The organism is Sphingomonas qilianensis (assembly GCF_039614825.1).
Lineage (GTDB): Bacteria > Pseudomonadota > Alphaproteobacteria > Sphingomonadales > Sphingomonadaceae > Sphingomonas > Sphingomonas qilianensis.
In genome coordinates this window covers 24284-43668 of sequence record NZ_JBDIMF010000005.1, presented here as the reverse complement: position 1 = coordinate 43668, position 19385 = coordinate 24284, and the positions used below count along the sequence as shown (strand labels likewise).

At 65.1% G+C, this 19385-nt stretch carries 24 protein-coding genes and 1 pseudogene; 15 read left to right on the top strand and 10 right to left on the bottom strand.

All coding sequences use genetic code 11. The features are described 5' to 3' along the window. Positions 1–23 precede the first annotated feature (23 nt). The 3 genes from ABC969_RS11935 to ABC969_RS11925 are packed head-to-tail and all read left to right on the top strand — an operon-like array spanning position 24 to position 1898. Positions 24–965 (top strand): Mrp/NBP35 family ATP-binding protein, encoded by a 942-nt coding sequence (locus ABC969_RS11935; RefSeq protein ID WP_345865456.1) that lies wholly within the window; start codon positions 24–26, stop codon positions 963–965. A 16-nt stretch (positions 966–981) separates the two neighbouring features. Further along, entirely contained in the window at positions 982–1413 is a 432-nt protein-coding gene (locus tag ABC969_RS11930; protein WP_345865228.1) for a CoA-binding protein, read from the top strand. A gap of 32 nt (positions 1414–1445) precedes the next feature. Further along, on the top strand, positions 1446–1898 hold the full coding sequence (locus tag ABC969_RS11925; protein WP_345865227.1) for a hypothetical protein: 453 nt from the start codon (positions 1446–1448) through the stop codon (positions 1896–1898). On the opposite strand, the gene ABC969_RS11920 is transcribed toward ABC969_RS11925, so the two are convergent. From ABC969_RS11920 to ABC969_RS11910, 3 genes are all read right to left on the bottom strand, one after another. Continuing rightward, on the bottom strand, positions 1890–3197 hold the full coding sequence (locus tag ABC969_RS11920; protein WP_345865226.1) for a homoserine dehydrogenase: 1308 nt from the start codon (positions 3195–3197) through the stop codon (positions 1890–1892). The genes ABC969_RS11925 and ABC969_RS11920 overlap by 9 nt on opposite strands. A gap of 106 nt (positions 3198–3303) precedes the next feature. Further along, a complete protein-coding gene (locus ABC969_RS11915; RefSeq protein ID WP_345865225.1) occupies positions 3304–4257 on the bottom strand; it encodes an isopenicillin N synthase family dioxygenase in 954 nt (317 codons plus the stop codon). 180 nt (positions 4258–4437) lie between these two features. After that, positions 4438–4815 carry a DUF3597 domain-containing protein gene (locus ABC969_RS11910; RefSeq protein WP_345865224.1) on the bottom strand — a complete coding sequence of 126 codons (378 nt, stop codon included), beginning with the start codon at positions 4813–4815 and terminating at the stop codon, positions 4438–4440. A gap of 113 nt (positions 4816–4928) precedes the next feature. Between ABC969_RS11910 and ABC969_RS11905 the strand changes: the two genes are divergently transcribed. Further along, positions 4929–6182, top strand: coding sequence for a multidrug effflux MFS transporter (locus ABC969_RS11905; protein WP_345865223.1), 1254 nt, complete (start codon positions 4929–4931; stop codon positions 6180–6182). 92 nt (positions 6183–6274) lie between these two features. Next, positions 6275–6613 (top strand): DNA primase, encoded by a 339-nt coding sequence (locus ABC969_RS11900; RefSeq protein WP_345865222.1) that lies wholly within the window; start codon positions 6275–6277, stop codon positions 6611–6613. 47 nt (positions 6614–6660) lie between these two features. On the opposite strand, the gene ABC969_RS11895 is transcribed toward ABC969_RS11900, so the two are convergent. Next, complete coding sequence (locus tag ABC969_RS11895; RefSeq protein WP_345865221.1) at positions 6661–7104, bottom strand: thermonuclease family protein; 444 nt, start codon at positions 7102–7104, stop codon at positions 6661–6663. Positions 7105–7266: 162 nt separating this feature from the next. After that, positions 7267–7974, bottom strand: coding sequence for a Crp/Fnr family transcriptional regulator (locus tag ABC969_RS11890; RefSeq protein WP_345865220.1), 708 nt, complete (start codon positions 7972–7974; stop codon positions 7267–7269). Positions 7975–8473: 499 nt separating this feature from the next. Here ABC969_RS11890 and ABC969_RS11885 point away from each other — a divergent pair, with 499 nt between their 5' ends. Then, positions 8474–10420 carry a ribonucleoside-diphosphate reductase subunit alpha gene (locus ABC969_RS11885; RefSeq protein ID WP_345865219.1) on the top strand — a complete coding sequence of 649 codons (1947 nt, stop codon included), beginning with the start codon at positions 8474–8476 and terminating at the stop codon, positions 10418–10420. Positions 10421–10511: 91 nt separating this feature from the next. On the opposite strand, the gene ABC969_RS11880 is transcribed toward ABC969_RS11885, so the two are convergent. After that, the gene (locus tag ABC969_RS11880) at positions 10512–10772 is read right to left on the bottom strand and encodes a DUF2171 domain-containing protein (RefSeq protein ID WP_345865218.1); all 261 of its coding nucleotides are present in this window, start codon (positions 10770–10772) and stop codon (positions 10512–10514) included. Positions 10773–10831: 59 nt separating this feature from the next. Here ABC969_RS11880 and ABC969_RS11875 point away from each other — a divergent pair, with 59 nt between their 5' ends. The 4 genes from ABC969_RS11875 (at position 10832) to ABC969_RS11860 (ending at position 12812) form a co-directional block, all read left to right on the top strand. Further along, on the top strand, positions 10832–11032 hold the full coding sequence (locus ABC969_RS11875; RefSeq protein ID WP_345865217.1) for a hypothetical protein: 201 nt from the start codon (positions 10832–10834) through the stop codon (positions 11030–11032). A 43-nt stretch (positions 11033–11075) separates the two neighbouring features. Next, entirely contained in the window at positions 11076–12131 is a 1056-nt protein-coding gene (locus ABC969_RS11870; RefSeq protein WP_345865216.1) for a ribonucleotide-diphosphate reductase subunit beta, read from the top strand. 131 nt (positions 12132–12262) lie between these two features. After that, positions 12263–12580, top strand: coding sequence for a type II toxin-antitoxin system RelE/ParE family toxin (locus ABC969_RS11865; protein WP_345865215.1), 318 nt, complete (start codon positions 12263–12265; stop codon positions 12578–12580). Next, positions 12570–12812, top strand: coding sequence for a helix-turn-helix domain-containing transcriptional regulator (locus ABC969_RS11860; RefSeq protein WP_345865214.1), 243 nt, complete (start codon positions 12570–12572; stop codon positions 12810–12812). The genes ABC969_RS11865 and ABC969_RS11860 overlap by 11 nt, the downstream gene beginning before the upstream one ends. Positions 12813–12919: 107 nt before the next feature. On the opposite strand, the pseudogene ABC969_RS11855 reads toward ABC969_RS11860, so the two are convergent. Further along, positions 12920–13096, bottom strand: a pseudogene (locus tag ABC969_RS11855) (hypothetical protein); the annotation flags it as partial. A 23-nt stretch (positions 13097–13119) separates the two neighbouring features. Further along, positions 13120–13257 (bottom strand): CopG family transcriptional regulator, encoded by a 138-nt coding sequence (locus tag ABC969_RS11850; RefSeq protein WP_345865213.1) that lies wholly within the window; start codon positions 13255–13257, stop codon positions 13120–13122. A gap of 166 nt (positions 13258–13423) precedes the next feature. On the opposite strand from ABC969_RS11850, the gene ABC969_RS11845 reads away from it, so the two are divergent. From ABC969_RS11845 to ABC969_RS11825, 5 genes are all read left to right on the top strand, one after another. Beyond that, entirely contained in the window at positions 13424–14032 is a 609-nt protein-coding gene (locus ABC969_RS11845) for a hypothetical protein (protein WP_345865212.1), read from the top strand. A gap of 99 nt (positions 14033–14131) precedes the next feature. Continuing rightward, complete coding sequence (locus tag ABC969_RS11840; RefSeq protein WP_345865211.1) at positions 14132–14578, top strand: ExbD/TolR family protein; 447 nt, start codon at positions 14132–14134, stop codon at positions 14576–14578. A gap of 61 nt (positions 14579–14639) precedes the next feature. After that, entirely contained in the window at positions 14640–15311 is a 672-nt protein-coding gene (locus tag ABC969_RS11835; protein WP_345865210.1) for a hypothetical protein, read from the top strand. 93 nt (positions 15312–15404) lie between these two features. Beyond that, a complete protein-coding gene (locus tag ABC969_RS11830) occupies positions 15405–16928 on the top strand; it encodes a fumarate hydratase (protein WP_345865209.1) in 1524 nt (507 codons plus the stop codon). Beyond that, positions 16925–17848, top strand: coding sequence for a DMT family transporter (locus tag ABC969_RS11825; RefSeq protein WP_345865208.1), 924 nt, complete (start codon positions 16925–16927; stop codon positions 17846–17848). Before ABC969_RS11830 ends, ABC969_RS11825 begins: the two co-directional genes overlap by 4 nt. A 191-nt stretch (positions 17849–18039) precedes the next feature. Here the strand turns inward: ABC969_RS11825 and rdgB are convergent, their stop codons facing one another. Both rdgB and rph read right to left on the bottom strand, forming a co-directional pair. Next, complete coding sequence (gene rdgB / locus ABC969_RS11820; protein ID WP_345865207.1) at positions 18040–18669, bottom strand: RdgB/HAM1 family non-canonical purine NTP pyrophosphatase; 630 nt, start codon at positions 18667–18669, stop codon at positions 18040–18042. Beyond that, the gene (rph, locus tag ABC969_RS11815) at positions 18666–19382 is read right to left on the bottom strand and encodes a ribonuclease PH (RefSeq protein ID WP_345865205.1); all 717 of its coding nucleotides are present in this window, start codon (positions 19380–19382) and stop codon (positions 18666–18668) included. Before rph ends, rdgB begins: the two co-directional genes overlap by 4 nt. Positions 19383–19385: the final 3 nt, after the last annotated feature.

Below are 19385 nucleotides of genomic sequence, written 5' to 3'. Positions count from 1 at the left end.
TCGGCGTGTCTATCTGCGCGATGATGACACAAGATGTTACAGTAAAGGCGGCGTTGGCGCCGATCGCCGGCGAGCGCGCGATGGTCCGGCTTGAGGGTGATCGCGCCAGTATCATTCTCGATGTGACCGGGCTTGATGCCGCGGCGGGCGATGCGCTGGAGGCCGAGGTGCGCCGTGCCGCGCTGGCCGTGCCCGGCATCGCCACCGCGCGGATCGCGCAAACCGCGCAGCGCACGACGCGGCGGATCATTGCCGTCGCCAGCGGCAAAGGCGGGGTGGGCAAATCCACCGTGTCGGCCAATCTCGCGCTCGGGCTGCAGGCGCTGGGGCGCAAGGTCGGGCTGGTCGATGCCGATATCTATGGGCCGTCGCAGCCCAAGCTGATGGGCGTCGAGGGCAGCCGGCCGGAGGCGAGCGATAAGCTGCTCGATCCGGTGCCGACGCCGCATGGCATCGGCTTGTTGTCGATGGGGCAATTGGTGCCGGCCGATCAGGCGATCGCGTGGCGCGGGCCGATGGCGGCGGGCGCGCTGACGCAGCTGATCGTGGCCAATTGGGGCGATGCCGACACGCTGGTGGTCGATCTGCCGCCGGGCACCGGCGATATCCAGCTGACCATGGTGCAGAAGCACAAGCCGGCGGGGGCGGTGATCGTCTCGACCCCGCAGGATCTGGCGCTGATCGATGCCAAGCGCGCGATCGATCTGTTCCGCAAGGCCGGCGTGCCGATCATCGGGCTGGTCGAAAATATGGCCGGCTATGCCTGCCCGCATTGCGGCGAAATCTCCGATCCGTTCGGCAAGGGCGGCGCCGAGACGGCCGCGGCGGCGCTTGGCATCCCGTTCCTCGGGCGCATTCCGCTCGACATCGCCATCCGCACCGCCTCGGACGCCGGGAACGCCGCCGAGGTGGGGGCGTTCAGCGAAGTCGCGGCACGCGTCGATGCGTGGATGACCGCCGCCTGACAGGAAGGGACCGAACATGCCGCTGACCACCGATGCCGAGATCAAGGCGCTGCTCGAGGGCGCCAGGACGATCGCGCTGGTCGGCGCGTCGGATCGCCCCGATCGCCCGTCCAACCGCGTGATGAAGACGCTGCAGCAGCACGGCTACCGCGTGATCCCGGTCAACCCGCAGATCACCGGCGAGCATGTGCATGGCGAATTCGTGTTTCGCGAACTGGCGCAGCTCGGCGATCCCATCGACATCGTCGATATCTTCCGCAATTCGGCCGCGGCCGGCGAGGCGGTCGATCAGGCTATCGCCATTGGCGCGAAGGCGGTGTGGATGCAGCTGGGCGTGATCAACGAGGACGCCGCCGCACGCGCCGAGGCCGCGGGGCTGCAGGTGGTGATGGATCGCTGCCCGGCGATCGAGATCCCCGCGCTGGGCGTGGCGCCGATCACCGCCTGAATATCGCCACGATTGAGGATCAGCCTGGCCCCATGATCCTGCTGTTGCTGGCGGCGCAAGCCGCGACCATCGTATCCACCAAGCCCGAGGCGCAATCCTGGTCGATCCTGGAAGCGGTGCCGAACGAGCCGTGCGTACTGCGCGCCGAGGCCAGGCCCGACGCGCAGGATGCCGCCAAGCAGAAAGACGTGATCGTGTGCGCACGGCCGCTGCCATCGCAAAAACTGCCCTATCCGGACGAGGTCGTGCCCGACGGGCCGACGCCGTCCAACCGCGAACTGACCGGTCGTGGTGCGCTGGAAGCTGAAGGCGCGCCGTGCGCGACGCGGATGGGCGGCTGCCAGGTCGGCTTCGGCCCGCCGATCGTGCCGATCGTGATGGGGGCGGTCGATATCGCCAAGCGGGCGTTCGCCAAGAAGCCGGACAAGAGCGGGCGCGTGCCGATCCAGCTCGACGCGCAACCGACGGGGCGGATCTTACCCTAGAATATGCATCCACATCGGCTGGCCGATCAGGCTCTGCGAGCCGCGTAGCCGCTCCAGCGCCTGCGCCACCGCGCGCTCGGGGCCTTCGTGCGTGACGATCGCCACCAGCACGCTGCCGTCCTCGCCGCCCGAGCCACGCTGGATCAGGCTTTCGATCGACACGCCGGCATCGCGCATCGCCGCGGCGATCTCGGCCAGCACGCCGACCCGGTCCTCGACCATGAAGCGCACATAAGCGCGCCCGCGGCGCTCGCCGGGATCCGCCGCCTGGTGCTGGGCCAGCGCCTCGGCGGGCATGGCGAAGGCCGGGCCATATTCGCCGCGCGCGATATCGATCAGATCGGCGACCACCGCGCTCGCCGTCGGCCCGTCGCCCGCGCCCGCGCCCTGGAACAGCAGCCGGCCGACGAAATTGCCCTCCGCCACCACGGCGTTGGTCGCGCCGGTGACATGCGCCAGCGGGTGGCTGATGGGCACGAGATGTGGATGGACGCGCTGGAACAGCCCGTACGGGCCGTCCTCGGCCAGCCCGAGCAGACGGATACGATAGCCCAGCGCCGCCGCCTCGGCGATGTCGGCGGCAATGACGTGGCGGATGCCGCTCGCCGCCACGGTGCCGAATGCGGGCTGCGTGCCGAACGCGATGCTCGCCAGGATGGCCAATTTATGCGCGGCATCGACGCCATCGATATCGAACGTGGGGTCGCTCTCGGCAAAGCCCAGCGCCTGCGCCTCGGCCAGCACATCGGCGAAATCGCGGCCCCCCCCTTGTTCTCTTGGCGCTTCCATCTTGGAGAGGATGAAATTGCACGTGCCGTTGAGGATGCCGTACACGCGCGCGATCTCGTTCGCCGCCATGCCTTCGCGCAGGCCCTTGATCACCGGAATGCCGCCGGCCACCGCGGCCTCGAATTTCAGCGCGGTATTGGCCTGTTCGGCAGCGCGCGCGAGCTCCAGGCCGTGATGCGCGATCATCGCCTTGTTGGCGGTGACGAAGCCCTTGCCGGCGCCGAGCGTGGCGCGCGCCAGCGTCAGCGCCGGGCCATCCGATCCGCCGATCAGCTCGACCACCACGTCGGCGTCGGGATGCGTGGCGAGCGCCGTGGTATCGTCGATCCAGGCGAAGCGCGACAGATCGACGCCACGATCCTTGCTGCGATCGCGCGCCGAGACGGCGACGATCTCGATCGGGCGACCCGCGCGGCGCGCGATCAATGCGCTGTTCTGATCGAGCAAGCGCACGACGCCACCGCCGACGGTGCCCAGCCCGGCCAGCGCGATGCGGAGTGGTTTGATCATATATTCCCCCGTCACCCCGGACGTGTTCCGGGATCCACCATTTAACGAGCGCTTGCGCTAGCGGAGGAGTGGACCCCGGAACAAGCCCGGGGTGACGACAAGCGGCTTATTTCTTCACCAGCCCGATTTCGACCAGCCGTTCATGCAGATAGTCATGCGCGGTGATCGGCGCCGGATAGCGGTTCGGATTCCCCGCGGTGATCGTCTGCGGCAGCGTTTCGATCAGGAAATCGGGCGCAGGGTGCAGGAAGAACGGCATCGAATAGCGCGAATGCCCGCGGCGCTCGGGCGGCGGATTGACCACGCGGTGCGTGGTCGAGGGCAGGACATGGTTGGTCAGCCGCTGCAGCATATCGCCGACATTGACCACCATCGCGCCCGCCGGCGGCTTGATCGCCAGCCATTTACCGTCGCTGCCGAGCAGTTCGAGCCCCGCTTCCTCGGCGCCGAGCAGCAGCGTGATCAGGTTGATATCCTCATGCGCGCCGGCGCGGACGCCCTTGGCATCGGCGGGGATCGGGGGATAATGCAGCAGGCGCAGGATCGAATTGCCGTCCTTCACCGCCGGATCGAACCACTGCGCATCGAGCCCGAGATGCCGCGCGATGGCCGAGAGCAAGCGATCGCCGGCCGTGTCGAAGGCCGCGAACAATTCCTCGAACACCGGGCGGAAGCCCGCGGGGCGCGTCGGCCAGATGTTGGGTGGCATCACGTCGGCATTTTTGTGGCCGGCGGGCAGCTCGCGCCCGACATGCCAGAATTCCTTGAGATCCACCGCGCTCGCGCCCTTGGCGATCTCGGTCTTGAACGGGGTATAGCCGCGCTGCCCGCCGCCCGCTGGTGTGTAATAGGAGCGCTTTTCGTCTTCGGGCAGATCGAAGAGCGCCTTGGTTTCGGCCCAGGCACGGTCGATCAGATCATCGGAAATGCCGTGATCGCTGACCACCGCGAAGCCGAAGCGCTCGAACGATCCGCCCAAGGCGGCGGCGAAAGCGGCGGGATCGGCCGCTTCATCGTTGAGCGAAAGCGCCGGGACCTGGGCGGCTGGGGAATCGGACATGATACGCCTCGTTACGGTTGGATGATGGCGCCATATCGTGTGCGCCACCATCCGAACAGGGCGCAACCGCCGGCGTCATCCCAGCGCAGGCTGGGATCTCAAGCGACAAGCGCGCGACAAGAGCCGCATGAGCCCCCAGCCAGCGCTGGGGTGACGACAACAGTACAGTAGTGTTTGTGTTCAGCGCAGCAGCCGCTCCATGGTCTTTTCATGCAGCCAGATATTCATCGTCGCGCTGTCATTCTGGTCGCCGGTATAACCGAGCTCGGTGGCCAGCTTCTTGCGATTGTCCAGGCTCGAATCCATGCCCAGCGCCTTCATCAAATCGACGATCGAGGTCTTGTAGTTGAGATCCTCGCCGCGCGCCTTGGCGCGATCCTCCAGCACGGCTTCGATCGCCTCGCGCGTCGGCGCTGGCCTGGGCTTGGGCGCCGGGGCGGCGGGAGCAGCAGCAGGCGCAGCCGCCGGCTTCGCGGCCGCCGTGGGGGCAGGGGCGGGGGCCGCGGGAGCTTCGTCCTTGCCGAAAATCGCATCCTTGATCGCGCCGAATACGCTCATCGTCTCTCTCCTGGTGGTGAAGCCCGAATAATGGCTGGAGACCGCCATTCGTTCCGGGGGCGGAGCACCTTTCGGGGGTGACGCGTGGTGCTGCATCTGCGAATAGCGCGCGCATGGACGCCACCGCCACCCCGAACCCCGCGCCGGCCATTGAGGGCCGTCCAGCGGACAGCCCACCGCTCGGCTTTCGCGAATTCGTTGCGCTGATCGCCGGGCTGATGGCGCTGACGGCGCTCGGCATCGATTCGATGCTCCCCGCGCTGCCGGCAATCGGCGAATCGCTCGGCATTACCGGCGCGAACGAACGGCAATATGTCATCAGCGTGTTTCTGCTCGGTTTTGGTGTGGCGCAACTGATCCATGGGCCGCTGGCCGATCGCTACGGGCGCAAGCCGATCCTCGGCATTGCGCTTGCCGCTTATGTCGTGGCCAATGTCGTGGCGGCGTTTTCGAGCAGCTTTGCGCTGTTGCTGATCGCGCGGTTCGTGGCGGGCACGGCAATCGCGGCGTCGCGCGTGGTGACCGTGGCGCTGGTGCGCGATTGCTATTCGGGTCGCGCGATGGCGCGGGTGATGAGTCTCGCCTTCATCGTGTTCATGGCAGCACCGGTGATCGCGCCGACCTTTGGCCAGGCGGTGCTGCTGGTCGGCAATTGGCGGATGATCTTCTGGGGCATCGCCGCGGTCAGTGCCGCGATCCTGCTGTGGTTCTGGCTGCGCATGCCCGAAACGCTGCACGCGGAGGACCGCCAGCTTTTCTCGATCGGCCGGCTCGTCGGCGGGTGGCGGTTGACGGTCACCGATCGTTATTCGATCGGCTATACGCTCGCCTCTGCCGCGTTGATGGGGGGGCTATATGGCTTCATCAATTCGATCCAGCAGATCGTATTCGATATCTTCAAGCGCCCCGATCTGCTGGTGCCGATCTTCGCTGCCACTGCCGGCGCGATGGCGATCGCCAACCTGCTCAATTCGCGCATCGTGATGCGGCTCGGCACAAGGCTTATTTCGCATTCGGCGCTGATCGGGCTCATCCTGCTCTCGGGCACGCATCTGGCGGTCACGCTATTGGGCTTCGAGACGCTGTTGGCGTTCACGATCTTGCAGGCGCTGATGATGGCGTGTTTCGGGCTCGCCGCATCCAATTTCAGCGCGATGGCGATGGCCAATATGGGGCATATCGCCGGCACCGCGTCCAGCGTGCAGGGGTTTATCACGGTCACGTCGGGGGCGCTGATCGGCGCGTTGATCGGGCAACAGTTCAACGGCACCACGATCCCGCTCTATCTCGGTTTCTTCACCGCTGGACTGATCGCGTTGGCGATTGTCTTTGTCGCCGAGCGCGGGCGCCTGTTCCGCCCCGCCTGAGCGCATTTTCATCGTGCGCGCACGGAACCGGCGCGGCATATTGTTGTTCGAGACTCAGAGCGCTGCACCCCTGCAGACACCGGAGAAGCGACATGATGACGGGCGGCTACCAGATCCCGGGCGAAGGTACGGGCGATGACGGTTTCGAGGAAGAGGGCTATGACGAAAGCCAGCGCGCCGAGATCCTCGAAGTTACGCGCGATGGCCCGACCGACGGGACAATCCTGACCGACGTTGCACCGGACATCGCCGACGACGATGACGACGATGACGACCTGGACATGGCCGGTGACGAGATCGGCGAGGAGACTGACGACGTCGACAGTGACGAGGACGACGACGACGAAGACGATCTCCAGGAGGATTTCGAGGACGACGATATCGATGATGCCGAGATCGCCGATGGCGATGATGCGGCGCTTCGGCCGTAACTTTCAACCTTCCCCGGCCTTTGCCGAGGGAGGATTTTGCTAGGTAATCATACGCACCATGGCTGGCGCCGCCCGGTCCAGGGCCGCGCCAGTCCTTCGGCGATCAGCATGTCGCCCAACGATGCCCCGGCGCGCTCTACCACGCGGAGCTTGCGCCCGTAGCGATCGGTATCGCGATCCGCGACGGCCAGCGTGACCGGGCCGGCGTTGAGCAGTTGCTGCAAGCGAAGCGTCGCACGCCCCCCGAGATCCGCTTCCAGCGCGCAGCGCGAAGGATGCGTTTCGGGCGTGTCGATATCCGCGATGCGGATCTTTTCCCCCGCCATCCAGAATGTATCGCCATCAACCACGCAATTGGTGCCCCCGCCGGTAAAGCACAGATCAAAGCGTGTGCCGGCCACAGCAGCAGGCGTTGGCGTGGCCGTGGCCGTGCGGGGTAGTGCGCGATCGATCAGTACACCGCCGGTCAGCCCGGCAAGCAACATCACCATGAGCCCCGCGCCGCTACGCCGGCGTCGTGGTTTAAAGGTCATACGCTATCGATACTCAGGCCGTGTCGGGGCGGCTTAGGGGAGGGGGTTACCTGATTTGCCGAGGATCGGTCAGGGCTGGCGGCAGTTTTCCCGCGTCGTGCGCAGGATGGGGGCGACGCCTTAAGTCAGAAACAAATAGGCCGGATCGAATTCGGCGAAATCGCGCAACCGATCCCAATCCAGGATCTGCACCAGCCCCTGGCGGAACTCGACCAGCCCGCGTTCGCGCAATTGGCGCAACATGCGGTTGGCGTGCACTGCGGTCAGCCCGCACGCATCGGCGAGATCGATCTGCGTGACGGGCAGATCGAATTCCGCATCGCGCGTCATGCCAACGCACCCCAGCCGGATGAACATCTCGCAGAACAGATGCGCCAGCCGCACCGCGGCGCCCCGCGAGCCGATCGAGACGATCCATTCGCGGTTGATCGCGGCGTCGATCAGCGTCGAGCGCCACAGCAACTCGGTCAGCGTGGCCGACCGTTCGGTCAGCGCGCGGACCGCATCATGCGGGAAGCTCGCCACCGTCACCGGGGTCAGTGCGGCAACCGAATGTTCGAGCCGCTTGAGCGGATAGGAATGAAGATCGACGAAATCGCCCGGCACGTGGATCGCCAGGATCTGGCGCCGCCCGTCGGGCATGTCCTTGTAGCGTTCGACAAAGCCACTCAGCAGCAGCGTACATTTGTCGAGCGGAGTCTGCTCGCGGACCATGATGCGCCGCGCGGCAAAGCTGGCCGTGCCCGACGACGCCGCCTCCAGCGCGGCACTATCGTCGGCAGAAAGCGCGGGGACGCGGTGCGATTGGAGGAACAAGCGAGTGATCATTGCGATTGCTGGATAACAGCCGCAGGCGATCTGGCAATGAGGATCGACGAAAGCGGGTGTCTGGCGCCCCTGCGGGCACCGTCGCGCGGCGTCCGGAGCGTCTTACCAGGGCGTTCATTAATCTGCGTCAGCGCGCAAAATTATTTGCTCCCGGTGCCAAGCGGGGTTGCGTTTCGGCAATGCCAGCTTTGAGCGCGCGTCGCGTGGCATCGCCGCCAGATCGACGAACGCTGCGGGCCTGGCGCGGTCAATTACGGTCTTGCGCGGATCGGCGATTGGGCACAATCTGTGGGGGTCGAGGTTGGGGGCAAACCCTAGGACTGGTAGAACGCGGTGATGATATTTATATCAAGGGCCGGCACCGGGCGCGCCGCAATCGGCGCGATGGTCGCATTTTGTTCTCCTGCTGCCGCCTTGCAATGGTAGATGGGGGATCTCCCCCGATTCGAACGGACTGGGAACAGCGGTCCGCTATTTTGACGAGGGCGAGGGCGCGGCGATGGATTTCAGAGATCATGAAGTGGGCGTAGAGATGGCAAGCGATGCACTGGAAGCGACCGAGACGGTAACGCGGGCTAAAAGCGACACGAGCGAACATGGCAACGCGCAGCGCAAGCTGGAGGCGCGCGGCGATTCCAAGGAAGTGCGCGCGCAGCTCTACCCGGTCGAAGTCGATCATGCGCGCGATGCGCTGCTCACCGATTTCGGCAAGGAAACGCTCAACGACCGCTATCTGCTGCCGGGTGAGCGCTATCAGGATTTGTTCGTCCGCGTCGCCTCGGCTTATGCCGATGATGGCGCGCATGCGCAGCGTCTGTATGACGCGATCTCGCAATTGTGGTTCATGCCGGCCACGCCGATCCTGTCCAATGGCGGCACCGGGCGTGGCCTGCCGATCTCGTGCTTCCTCAATTCGGTGCCCGATAGCCTGGGCGGCATCGTCGACACCTGGAACGAGAATGTCTGGCTCGCGTCGCGCGGCGGCGGCATCGGCACCTATTGGGGCAACGTGCGCGGCATCGGCGAGCCGGTCGGCCTCAACGGCAAGACCAGCGGGATCATCCCGTTCGTCCGCGTGATGGATTCGCTGACGCTGGCGATTTCTCAGGGCTCGCTGCGGCGTGGCTCGGCGGCGGTGTATCTCGATGTCTCCCATCCCGAGATCGAGGAATTCCTCGAAATCCGCAAAGCCTCGGGCGATTTCAACCGCAAGGCGCTCAATCTGCATCACGGCGTGCTGCTCACCGACGATTTCATGGAAGCGGTGCGCGCCGGCGAGGAATGGGTGCTGCGCAGCCCCAAGGACCAGTCGGAGCGCGCGCGCGTCGATGCGCGCAGCCTGTTCCAGAAACTGGTCGAGACGCGCCTCGCCACCGGTGAGCCGTATATCGTGTTTGCCGATACGGTGAACCGCATGATGCCCAAGCATCACCGCGACCTGGGGCTCAAGGTCTCGACCTCCAACCTGTGCAGCGAGATCACCCTGCCGACCGGCCAGGATCATCTCGGCAATGATCGCACTGCGGTGTGCTGCCTGTCGTCCTTGAACCTGGAAACCTGGGATCAGTGGAAGGACCAGAAGGGCTTTATCGAGGATGTCATGCGCTTCCTCGATAACGTGCTGCAGGATTTTATCGACCGCGCCGAACCGGGCATGGAGCGCGCCGCGTACAGCGCGGCGCGCGAGCGCTCGGTCGGTCTCGGCGTGATGGGTTTCCATTCGTTCCTGCAGGCGCGCGGCCTGGCGTTCGAAGGCGCGATGGCCAAATCGTGGAACCTGCGCATGTTCAAGCACATCAAGGGCCAGGTCGACGAAGCGTCGATGCAGCTCGCGGTCGAGCGGGGCCCGTGCCCGGATGCGGCGGACATGGGCGCGATGGAGCGGTTCAGCTGCAAGATGGCGATCGCGCCGACCGCGTCGATCAGCATCATCTGCGGCGGCACCAGCGCGTGCATCGAGCCGATCCCGGCCAATATCTATACGCACAAGACGCTCAGCGGCTCGTTCTCGATCAAGAACCCGTATCTGGAAAAGCTGCTCAACGAGAAATCGAAGAACAGCGATGCAGTGTGGAACACGATCCTGGAGAAGGGCGGCAGCGTCCAGCATCTCGATTTCCTCAGCCAGGAGGAAAAGGATTGCTACAAGACCAGCTTCGAGATCGACCAGCGCTGGCTGATCGAGCTCGCCGCGGATCGCACGCCCTATATCGATCAGTCGCAGTCGCTGAACCTGTTCATCCCGGCCGATGTCGAGAAATGGGATCTGCTGATGCTGCATTTCCGCGCCTGGGAGCTGGGCATCAAGTCGCTGTATTATCTGCGCTCGAAATCGGTGCAGCGCGCCGGCTTTGCCGGCGGCGTGGAAGCCGACAACACGATCGATCCGCCCAAGTTCGAGCTGGGTGAGACGACCGATTACGACGAATGCCTGGCGTGTCAGTGAGGTGGCAGGTGCGGCGCGCCTCGTGACACGAAAAACCCCGGCCCGCGCTGCGCGGACCGGGGTTGATCATCGTCCGTCGTCCGGGAAGGGCTTACGCCTCTTCTTCCAGCCCGACCGCCACGTTGGCGTTGGCGCTCAGCCGCACCTTGTTGCCTTCGACCTCGGCGACCAGGCCGCCCGAGATATAATGGTGATGCCCTTCATGCCCGCCTTTGCCTTCGACGATCTGCGATCCGGAATCCTTCTTGGTCAGCTTGATGCGGTCGCCCTCGACATGATCGACGGTGCCGACATGCACGCCGTCCGCGCCGATGACTTCCATATGCTCTTTGATTGCGCTGAGATCGGCCATTTGGGTAGCTCCTTCGTTACGGTTGCGGCATCTGAACGCTTGAGCGACGGGTTGGTCGCATGAGCTGGCAGATCCTCATCATGTATGGCGTCGCGGCGGTGTTTGCCATGATCGGCGCCTACATGCTGCTCGCGCTGCTGCGCCCCGCCGGCCCGGCCAAGGTCTATGTCTTCCGCATGGTCGGGATCATGGCCTTGGCGCTGGGCGTCGTGCTCGCCATGTCCGCCACGTCGATGTGGCAGTGGAGCGCGCCCGGCTGACCCGCCTGCTTTTTTCTATTCAATGTTCCCCGGAGTAACGCAGATGTCCCTCACCGAAGCCCGCAAGCAGTACAAGCCGTTCGAATACCCCTGGGCGTTCGATTTCTGGAAGCGCCAGCAGCAGATCCACTGGATGCCCGAGGAAGTGCCGTTGGGCGAGGATTGCCGCGATTGGGCGCAGAAGCTCTCCGATCACGAGCGCAATCTGCTCACGCAGATCTTCCGCTTCTTCACCCAGGCCGATGTCGAGGTGCAGGATTGCTATCACGAGAAATACGGCCGCATCTTCAAGCCGACCGAGATCAAGATGATGCTGGCCGCGTTCAGCAACATGGAGACGGTGCATATCGCCGCCTACAGCCATCTGCTCGATACGATCGGCATGCCGGAGAGCGAATATGGCGCCTTCCTCGAATATAGCGAGATGAAGGACAAGCACGATTACCTGCAGACGTTCGGCGTCGACAGCGACGAGGATATCGCCAAGACGCTCGCCATGTTCGGCGGCTTCACCGAGGGGCTGCAGCTGTTCGCCAGCTTCGCCATGCTGATGAACTTCCCGCGCTTCAACAAGATGAAGGGCATGGGGCAGATCGTCACCTGGTCGATCCGCGACGAGAGCCTGCACTGCGAAGGCATCATCAAGCTGTTCCACGCCTTCTGCGCGGAGCGGCAGTGCTTCACCAAGTCGGTTCAGTCCGAAATCCGCGAAATGTGCCAGCACACTGTGCATCTGGAGGATAATTTCATCGATCTCGCGTTCGAAATGGGCCCGGTCAACGGCATGACCCCCAAGGAGATCAAGAAATATATCCGCTACATCGCCGATTGGCGGCTCAACCAATTGGGCCTGAAGCCGATCTACATGATCGACGAACATCCGCTGCCCTGGCTGGCTCCGATGCTCAACGGCGTCGAGCACGCCAACTTCTTCGAACAGCGCGCCACCGAATATTCCAAGGCGGCCACGCGCGGCAATTGGAACGAGGTGTGGGACGGTTTCGACCAGCGCCAGAAGGCCAAGGCCGGGCCGGCGGCGAACGAGGAAGCGATGTCGGGCGGGGATATGTTCTCGCAAGCTGGCGTGGCGGCGGAATGAGCGCCGGGCGCGGGATTAGCGCGCGCTAATCCCCGCCTCGAGGCGCCCACGGCCGGCGGCGCCACAGCGCCGGCCGACGGCAGGGGCTTTGCCCATGCCCGACTCGATATGGGGCGGTAGGAGGGGAGGGGGTGATACGTCCGCTACAAATCCGCCAGACCCAAGTTTTTGCTCGCTGGTATGCTGGCCTGCGCGATACGCGTGCCAAGGCGCATATCGTTGCCCGGCTCGATCGTCTGTCGCTCGGCCACATCGGAGATGCCAAGTCAGTCGGCAGCGGCGTGAGCGAACTCAGGATCCATTACGGCCCGGGCTACCGGCTCTATTTCACGCGGGTCGGCGAGCAGCTGGTGCTACTCGTGTGCGGAGGTGACAAAACCAGCCAACGGGCCGATATTGCTCAGGCGCATAAGCTTGTAGCGGCATGGGAGCCGGACGATGATGCTTGAAACGACCCCGTGGAACCCGGCGGATCACCTCGACAGCGAAGAAATGATCCTCGCTTATCTCGAAGCGGTGTTCGAGGAAGGCGATCCGGAGCTGGTCGCGCTGGCGCTCAACAATATCGCGCGCGCGCGCGGGCGGCACCCGGCGCTCGATCTGTCGCCCGGCGCCGATATCGGCGCGCTGATCCGCGCGATGAAGTCACTCGGACTGGAGCTGACGGCGAAGGCTGCGTGATAGTTGATGCATATTTGGGCCTTTAACAGCCGCGCGAAGCTGGGCACATCCCGCGCGCCATGCCGGATGCGCAGGATGATCACCGCGTCGCCCTCGATACGGTAGCGCAGAATATAGGGCCAGACGGTGGTCATCTCCCGCTTGCCGTCGCCCGCATCGCGTCCGCGGTGGGGAAGTCGATCAGGCTGTCGGCCGCGGCGATCAATTGCTCGCCCAGCGTGCTGGCGGCATCGGGATTGAACATGGAGATGTACGTAACGATCGCCTTGAGATGCGCCACGCATCGTCGGTCCAGACGATCTTCAAATCAGTCGCCGATATTGGGCCGTGGCAAGGGCCTGTCGCTGCCCCACGACGCCAACCATTTCTTCACCGCATCATGGCTGATCAGTCTGCCTGCTGCGACATCGGCTTCGGCGTGCGCGTCCGCCGCCGCTTCGGCCAACGGGTCGCCTGACTCGAACAGGTTTTCTCGCGGGTCATGGTCGGAGGCATATCATCAGTGTCATCGTTCGCAAAATGGGAGTGGTGGCCCCGCCCCGAATTCCCGCTGTCCTACAAGAACCAAAAAGGTTAAATGGTTCGGCTCCAACACACCAAAGGAGCCGATCATGTTCGATGACGACGCCCTGCAACGCGCCGATCCCCGCGATCTCCCCGGCTATACGCCCGTCGCGCTGCAGCCGCGCCGCGATGGCTGGACCGCCGAGCGACAGCGCACCTTCCTCACCGCGTTGGCCGAGACCGGATCGATCTCGCTCGCCTGTACCGAGGCGGGCATTTCCGCGCGCTCGGCCTATCGCCTGCGCGCGCGGCCCGAGGCGACGGCGTTCGCCGATGCGTGGGAGCAGGCGCTGAAGCTCGCCACGATCCGGCTCGTCACAATCGCGTATGAGCGCGCTGCGCGTGGCACGGTGCATGAGGTGTGGAAGAACGGTCAGCTGGTCGGCGAGACGCGCACGCCTTCGGACAAGTTGCTGATCTTCCTGCTCAGCCGGCTGCTGTGCAACGGCGCGCCCAATATGCTCGCCCGCCCCAATGGCGCGGTGGTCGATCGTGCTGCGGAGGCCTTCCCGGCCACGCTCGATCGGCTGGTCGATAGCGAGGCGCCGTTGGTGCCGATCGAGTATCGCGATTACCATCCCACAGCGCCCGATCGCGATCTCGCGCCGGCCATCGCGCCCGGCGATCGGGACGAGGATTGGTGCGCGCGCGCGTGAGCGTGAGACTTTCGTGACTTTCAGCCGCGCTTGACGCTCTAAAATAGATGATACAACATCACGTCCGCAGCGATCCGCTGCCAGCGAAGGGAGCATGCCATGACTGCCCGTTCCACGACGTCCCGCTTTCCGCTCCGCCCGGTTTATGAGGAAGCCGCGCCCTTTTCGGCGATGAACATCACGCCGCTGATCGATGTGCTGCTCGTGCTGCTGGTGATGATGATCCTGACCATCCCGATTATGACGCACAAAGTGCCGGTCGATCTGCCGCAACCCGGCGTCTATGACGATGGCAGCGCGACGACGCACCGCATCATGCTCACCGCCGCAGGCGGGGATGGCGCGCCGATCGCCGAGGCGGCGTTGCCCGCGCGATTGGCCTCGTTCATGCAGGAGGATAATGCCCGGTTGCAGATCCAGGCCGATGCCGCGCTGCGCTACGAACGCTTCGATCAGGTGCTGGCGACGATCCGCCGCGCCGGGGTGACGCGTTTGGGCTTTGTCGGTAACGAGCGCTTCGCCGATTTCAGCGCTGCGCCGCTTTAGCCTGCGGAACGGGCGGGGCGGGGCGGCGTTTGAGCGCTCCTGCTATTCGAAGGTTTGCCGAATGCGTCTGTTCCTCGCCTTGCCCCTGCTGCTTGCCGGTTGCGGCCCCGCCGCGTCGCCCACCGCCCCGGGCGTGGATATCGCCGCCGCGGCGGAAGCGGCGGAGAACAGCATCGATACTTATGCCGCCGGCCAGCCGCGGGCGATCGCCGCGCCGCTCCCCCCGGCGCGGCCCACTCCCAGCCCCACTCCCAGCCCGGCCGGTCCGCAAGCGCCGCTCGATCCCCCCGCGCCGGGCACGCCGGGGGGGCTGCCCGATGATCGCACCCCCATGTCCGAAGCGCCGTTTACAGCCCATAGCGCGCAGGGTGCGGCCAATGTCGTGCAGACCTACTATGCGCTGCTCGGCGAACGGAAATATGCTGCCGCCTGGGCATTGTGGGGGCATGACGGCGCGGATTCGCGGATGACCGCCACGGCCTTCGCGGCGAGTTTTGATAAATATAGCGAATATCACGCCACTATCGGCGCGCCGGGCGAGATCGAGGCGGGGATGAGCCAGCGTTGGGTGACGGTGCCGGTTCAGATCCATGCCCGCCACCGCACGGGCAAGCCGGTCTATTTGATCGGCCAGGCGACGGTGCATCGCATCGCCGAGGGGGTTGGGGCGTCCAAGGCGCAGCAGCGCTGGCGCATCCGCACGATCGAGCTGCGCCCCGCGCCGGCGCGCTGATGCCGGCGATGTAGTCTGCGATGTGGCCGGCAATTTGGATTGTGCGCAAAGCGGGTTAAGGGGCGCTATCCTTTTCTGCTCGAGTAATCCTCCATGACGACCATCATCCGCGAAGCCGATCTGATCGAAAGCGTCGCCGACGCGCTGCAGTTCATCTCTTACTATCACCCGATGGATTATATCCGCGCGCTGGGCGTGGCCTATGAAGCGGAGCAATCGCCCGCCGCCAAGGACGCCATCGCGCAGATCCTGACCAACAGCCGGATGTGCGCCGAGGGGCATCGCCCGATCTGCCAGGATACCGGCATCGTCACGGTGTTCGTGAAATGGGGGCAGGATTGCCGCTTCGCCGATGGCAGCCGCAGCCTGCAGGAGGTCGTCGATGAAGGCGTGCGCCGCGCCTATCTCAACCCCGAGAACAAATTGCGCGCCTCGATCCTCGCCGATCCCGCCTTCACCCGCCGCAACACCAAGGACAATACGCCGAGCGTGCTGCACGTCGAGATGGTGCCGGGCAACACCGTGTCGATCGATGTCGCGGCCAAGGGCGGCGGCAGCGAGAACAAGTCGAAGTTCAAGATGATGAACCCGAGCGACTCGATCGTCGATTGGGTGCTCGAGATGATTCCGCAAATGGGTGCCGGGTGGTGCCCGCCGGGGATGCTGGGCATCGGCATCGGCGGCACGGCGGAAAAGAGCATGCTGCTGGCCAAGGAATCGCTGATGGGCGCGATCGATATGGCGCAATTGAAGCAACGCGGGCCCCGCGACGATATCGAGGCGCTGCGCATCGAGATTTACGACAAGGTCAACGCGCTCGGCATCGGCGCGCAGGGGCTGGGCGGCCTGTCGACCATCCTCGACGTGAAGATCTTCGATTGGCCGACGCATGCCGCGTCCAAGCCTGTCTCGATGATTCCCAATTGCGCCGCGACGCGCCACGCGCATTTCACGCTCGATGGCTCGGGGCCTGTCTATCTGGAGGCGCCCAAGCTGGAGGAATGGCCCGACGTCAACTGGACGCCGGACAAGGCCGCGATCCGTGTCGATCTCGATACGCTGACGCCGGAGATCGTGGCCACGTGGAAGCACGGCGACCGCTTGCTGCTCAACGGCAAGATGCTCACCGGGCGCGACGCGGCGCACAAGCGCATCAAGGATATGCTCGATGCGGGTGAGCCGCTGCCGGTCGACTTCGCCGGGCGCGTGATTTATTATGTCGGGCCGGTCGATCCGGTCGGCGCGGAAGTGGTGGGGCCGGCTGGGCCGACCACGGCGACGCGGATGGATAAATTCACCCGCATGATGCTGGGCCAAGGTCTGCTGGCGATGGTCGGCAAGGCCGAGCGTGGCGGCGATGCCACGCAGGCGATCGCCGAGGCCAAGAGCGCTTATCTGATGGCGGTGGGCGGCGCGGCCTATCTCGTTGCGCGGGCGATCAAGGGCTCGAAAGTGGTCGGCTTTGCCGATCTCGGGATGGAAGCGATCTATGAGTTCGAGGTCAGCGACTTCCCGGTGACGGTGGCGGTGGATTCGAGCGGCGCCAATGTGCACCAGCTGGCGCCGCTCGTGTGGAAAGAGCGGATTGCACGGGAGCGGTTGCTGGAAGGCGTGTGATCGGGCTGCCGATCTGGCTCCCCGCCACGCTGTTTGCCGGCGCGCTGCAGGCGTGGCGCACGGCGGTGCAGCGGCGCGTGGGCAAATCGCTGTCGGTCAATGCGGCGGGGCTGGTGCGCTATCTCTACGGCCTGCCCGTCGCGGTGGCGCTGGCCGGCCTGTATCAGTTCGTCGTCGCGCCGCAGGCGTTGCCGCATTTTACCGCCTGGTTCGGCCTGTTCGCGGTCGCCGGCGGGCTGGCGCAGATCATCGCCACCAATCTGCTGCTGATGGCGTTCGAGGAGCGCAATTTCGTCGTCGGCACGGCCTATTCCAAGACCGAGGCGATGCAGAGCGCGTTGCTCTCGGTGTTTCTATTGGGCGACCATCTCGCGCCGCTGGTGTGGGCGGGTATTGCCAGCGGTGTGGTCGGCGTGATGATCCTGTCGACCGGCGGCAAACGCATGGGGGCGGGAGAGGTGCTGCGCTCGCTGGGGCAGAAGGCGGCGATCTACGGCATCGCCTCGGGCTTCTTCTTCGCGCTGACCACGATCGGGGTGCGCCGCGCCGCGCTCGAGCTTGGCACGGGCGACGATCATGTCCGCGCCGGGCTGCTCACGCTTGCCGCCGTGGTGGCGCTGCAGACGGTGTTGCAGGGCGGGTATGTGTGGTGGCGCGAGCGTGATCAGGTGTCGCTGGTGTTTGCCAACTGGCGCGTCGCCGGGCAGGTCGGGCTGATGTCGTCGCTGGGATCGGCGTGCTGGTTCACCGCCTTCGCGTCGGCGCCGGTGGCCTTGGTCCGTATCGTCGGCCAGGTCGAGATCGCCTTTACCATGGCGTTCGGGCATTTCTATCTCGGCGAGCGGATGAGGGCGAGCGAGGGGCTTGGGCTGGTGTTGGTCGGCGCCGGCGTCGTGCTTGCCCTGGCGGGAGCGCTATAGCCAAGCCGAGCCCGTTGCGGCGGTGTGCCCGACGCACCGAAAGTCGCAAAGGTCGCACGATCTACGCGTGCGCGGGCGCGCGAGGCCGTACGAGCATACCATTTCAAAGAACCCACTGACGATTTCAGGCGAAATCCAACATCGCAAGCCCGTTGCGCACGAACCCCTTCATTTGTTGGATCGAGGCGCACTTAGAGCACCGCGGCGACCAATTGCCGGAACGCATCGGCGCGGTGGCTGATCGCGTGCTTGAGATCCGGATCGATCTCGCCGAACGTCTGCGTGTCGCCATCGCGGACGAACATCGCGTCGTACCCGAAGCCGTTATCGCCCCGCGGCGGCCACACCAATGTGCCGTCGACACGGCCTTCGAACCATTCGACATGGCCGTCGGGCCAGGCCAGCGCTAGCGCGCAGACGAAATGCGCGGCACGGCTGGCATCCGGACCCTGTTCGGCGAGGTTCGATTCGACCGATTCCATCGCCAGCACGAAGTTCTTTTCCGGCCCGCCCCAGCGCGCGGAAAAGATGCCGGGATCGCCGTTCAGGGCATCGACGCACAGCCCGCTATCGTCGGCCAGGGCGGGGAAGCCCGACAGGTCGGCGGCCTGCAGCGCCTTCAACTCGGCGTTGGCGACGAAGGTGGTGCCGGTCTCTTCCGGCTCGGGCAGATCGAGTTCGGCGGCGGACACCGGCTCTATGCCGTATTCGCCGAGCAAGGCGCGGATCTCGCGTACCTTGCCCGGATTGTGGCTGGCGATGACCAGCGTGCCGGGCTTCAGCTTGCGGATCGCCTGGGGGACATCGCCTTCACCGCTCATTTTGCCACTGCCTTTGCCTGGGCCGCGAAGATATCCGCGCAGCCGATACGGGCCAAACGCAGCAAGCGCAAAAGAGCTTCCTCGTCATAGGTCGCGCCTTCCGCGGTCGCCTGCGCCTCGGCGATGTTGCCGTTTTCGAGCAGCACGAAATTGGCATCCGCGTCGGCGGTCGAATCCTCGTCATAATCGAGATCGAGCACCGGCGTGCCTTGATAGATGCCGCAGCTGATCGCCGCGACCTTCTGCGTCAGCGGATCGGCGGTGAGCTTGCCGCTTTCCAGCAGCCCGTCGATGGCCAGCCGCAGCGCGACCCAGGCGCCGGAAATCGAGGCGGTGCGCGTGCCGCCATCGGCCTGGATCACATCGCAATCGAGCACGATCTGGCGCTCGCCGAGCAGTTTCATGTCGGTCACGGCGCGAAGCGAGCGTCCGATCAACCGCTGGATTTCCTGCGTGCGGCCCGATTGCTTGCCCTTGGCCGCCTCGCGATTGTTGCGTGTGTTGGTGGCGCGCGGCAGCATGCCATATTCCGCCGTGACCCAGCCCTCGCCCTTGCCGCGCATGAACGGCGGGACCTTTTCCTCGACGCTGGCGGTGACCAGCACCTTGGTATCGCCGAAGCCGATCAGCACCGAGCCTTCGGCATGTTTGGTAAAGCGTGGCTCGATCGTGATGCTGCGCATTTGATCGGGGGTGCGGCCGGATGGGCGCATGGG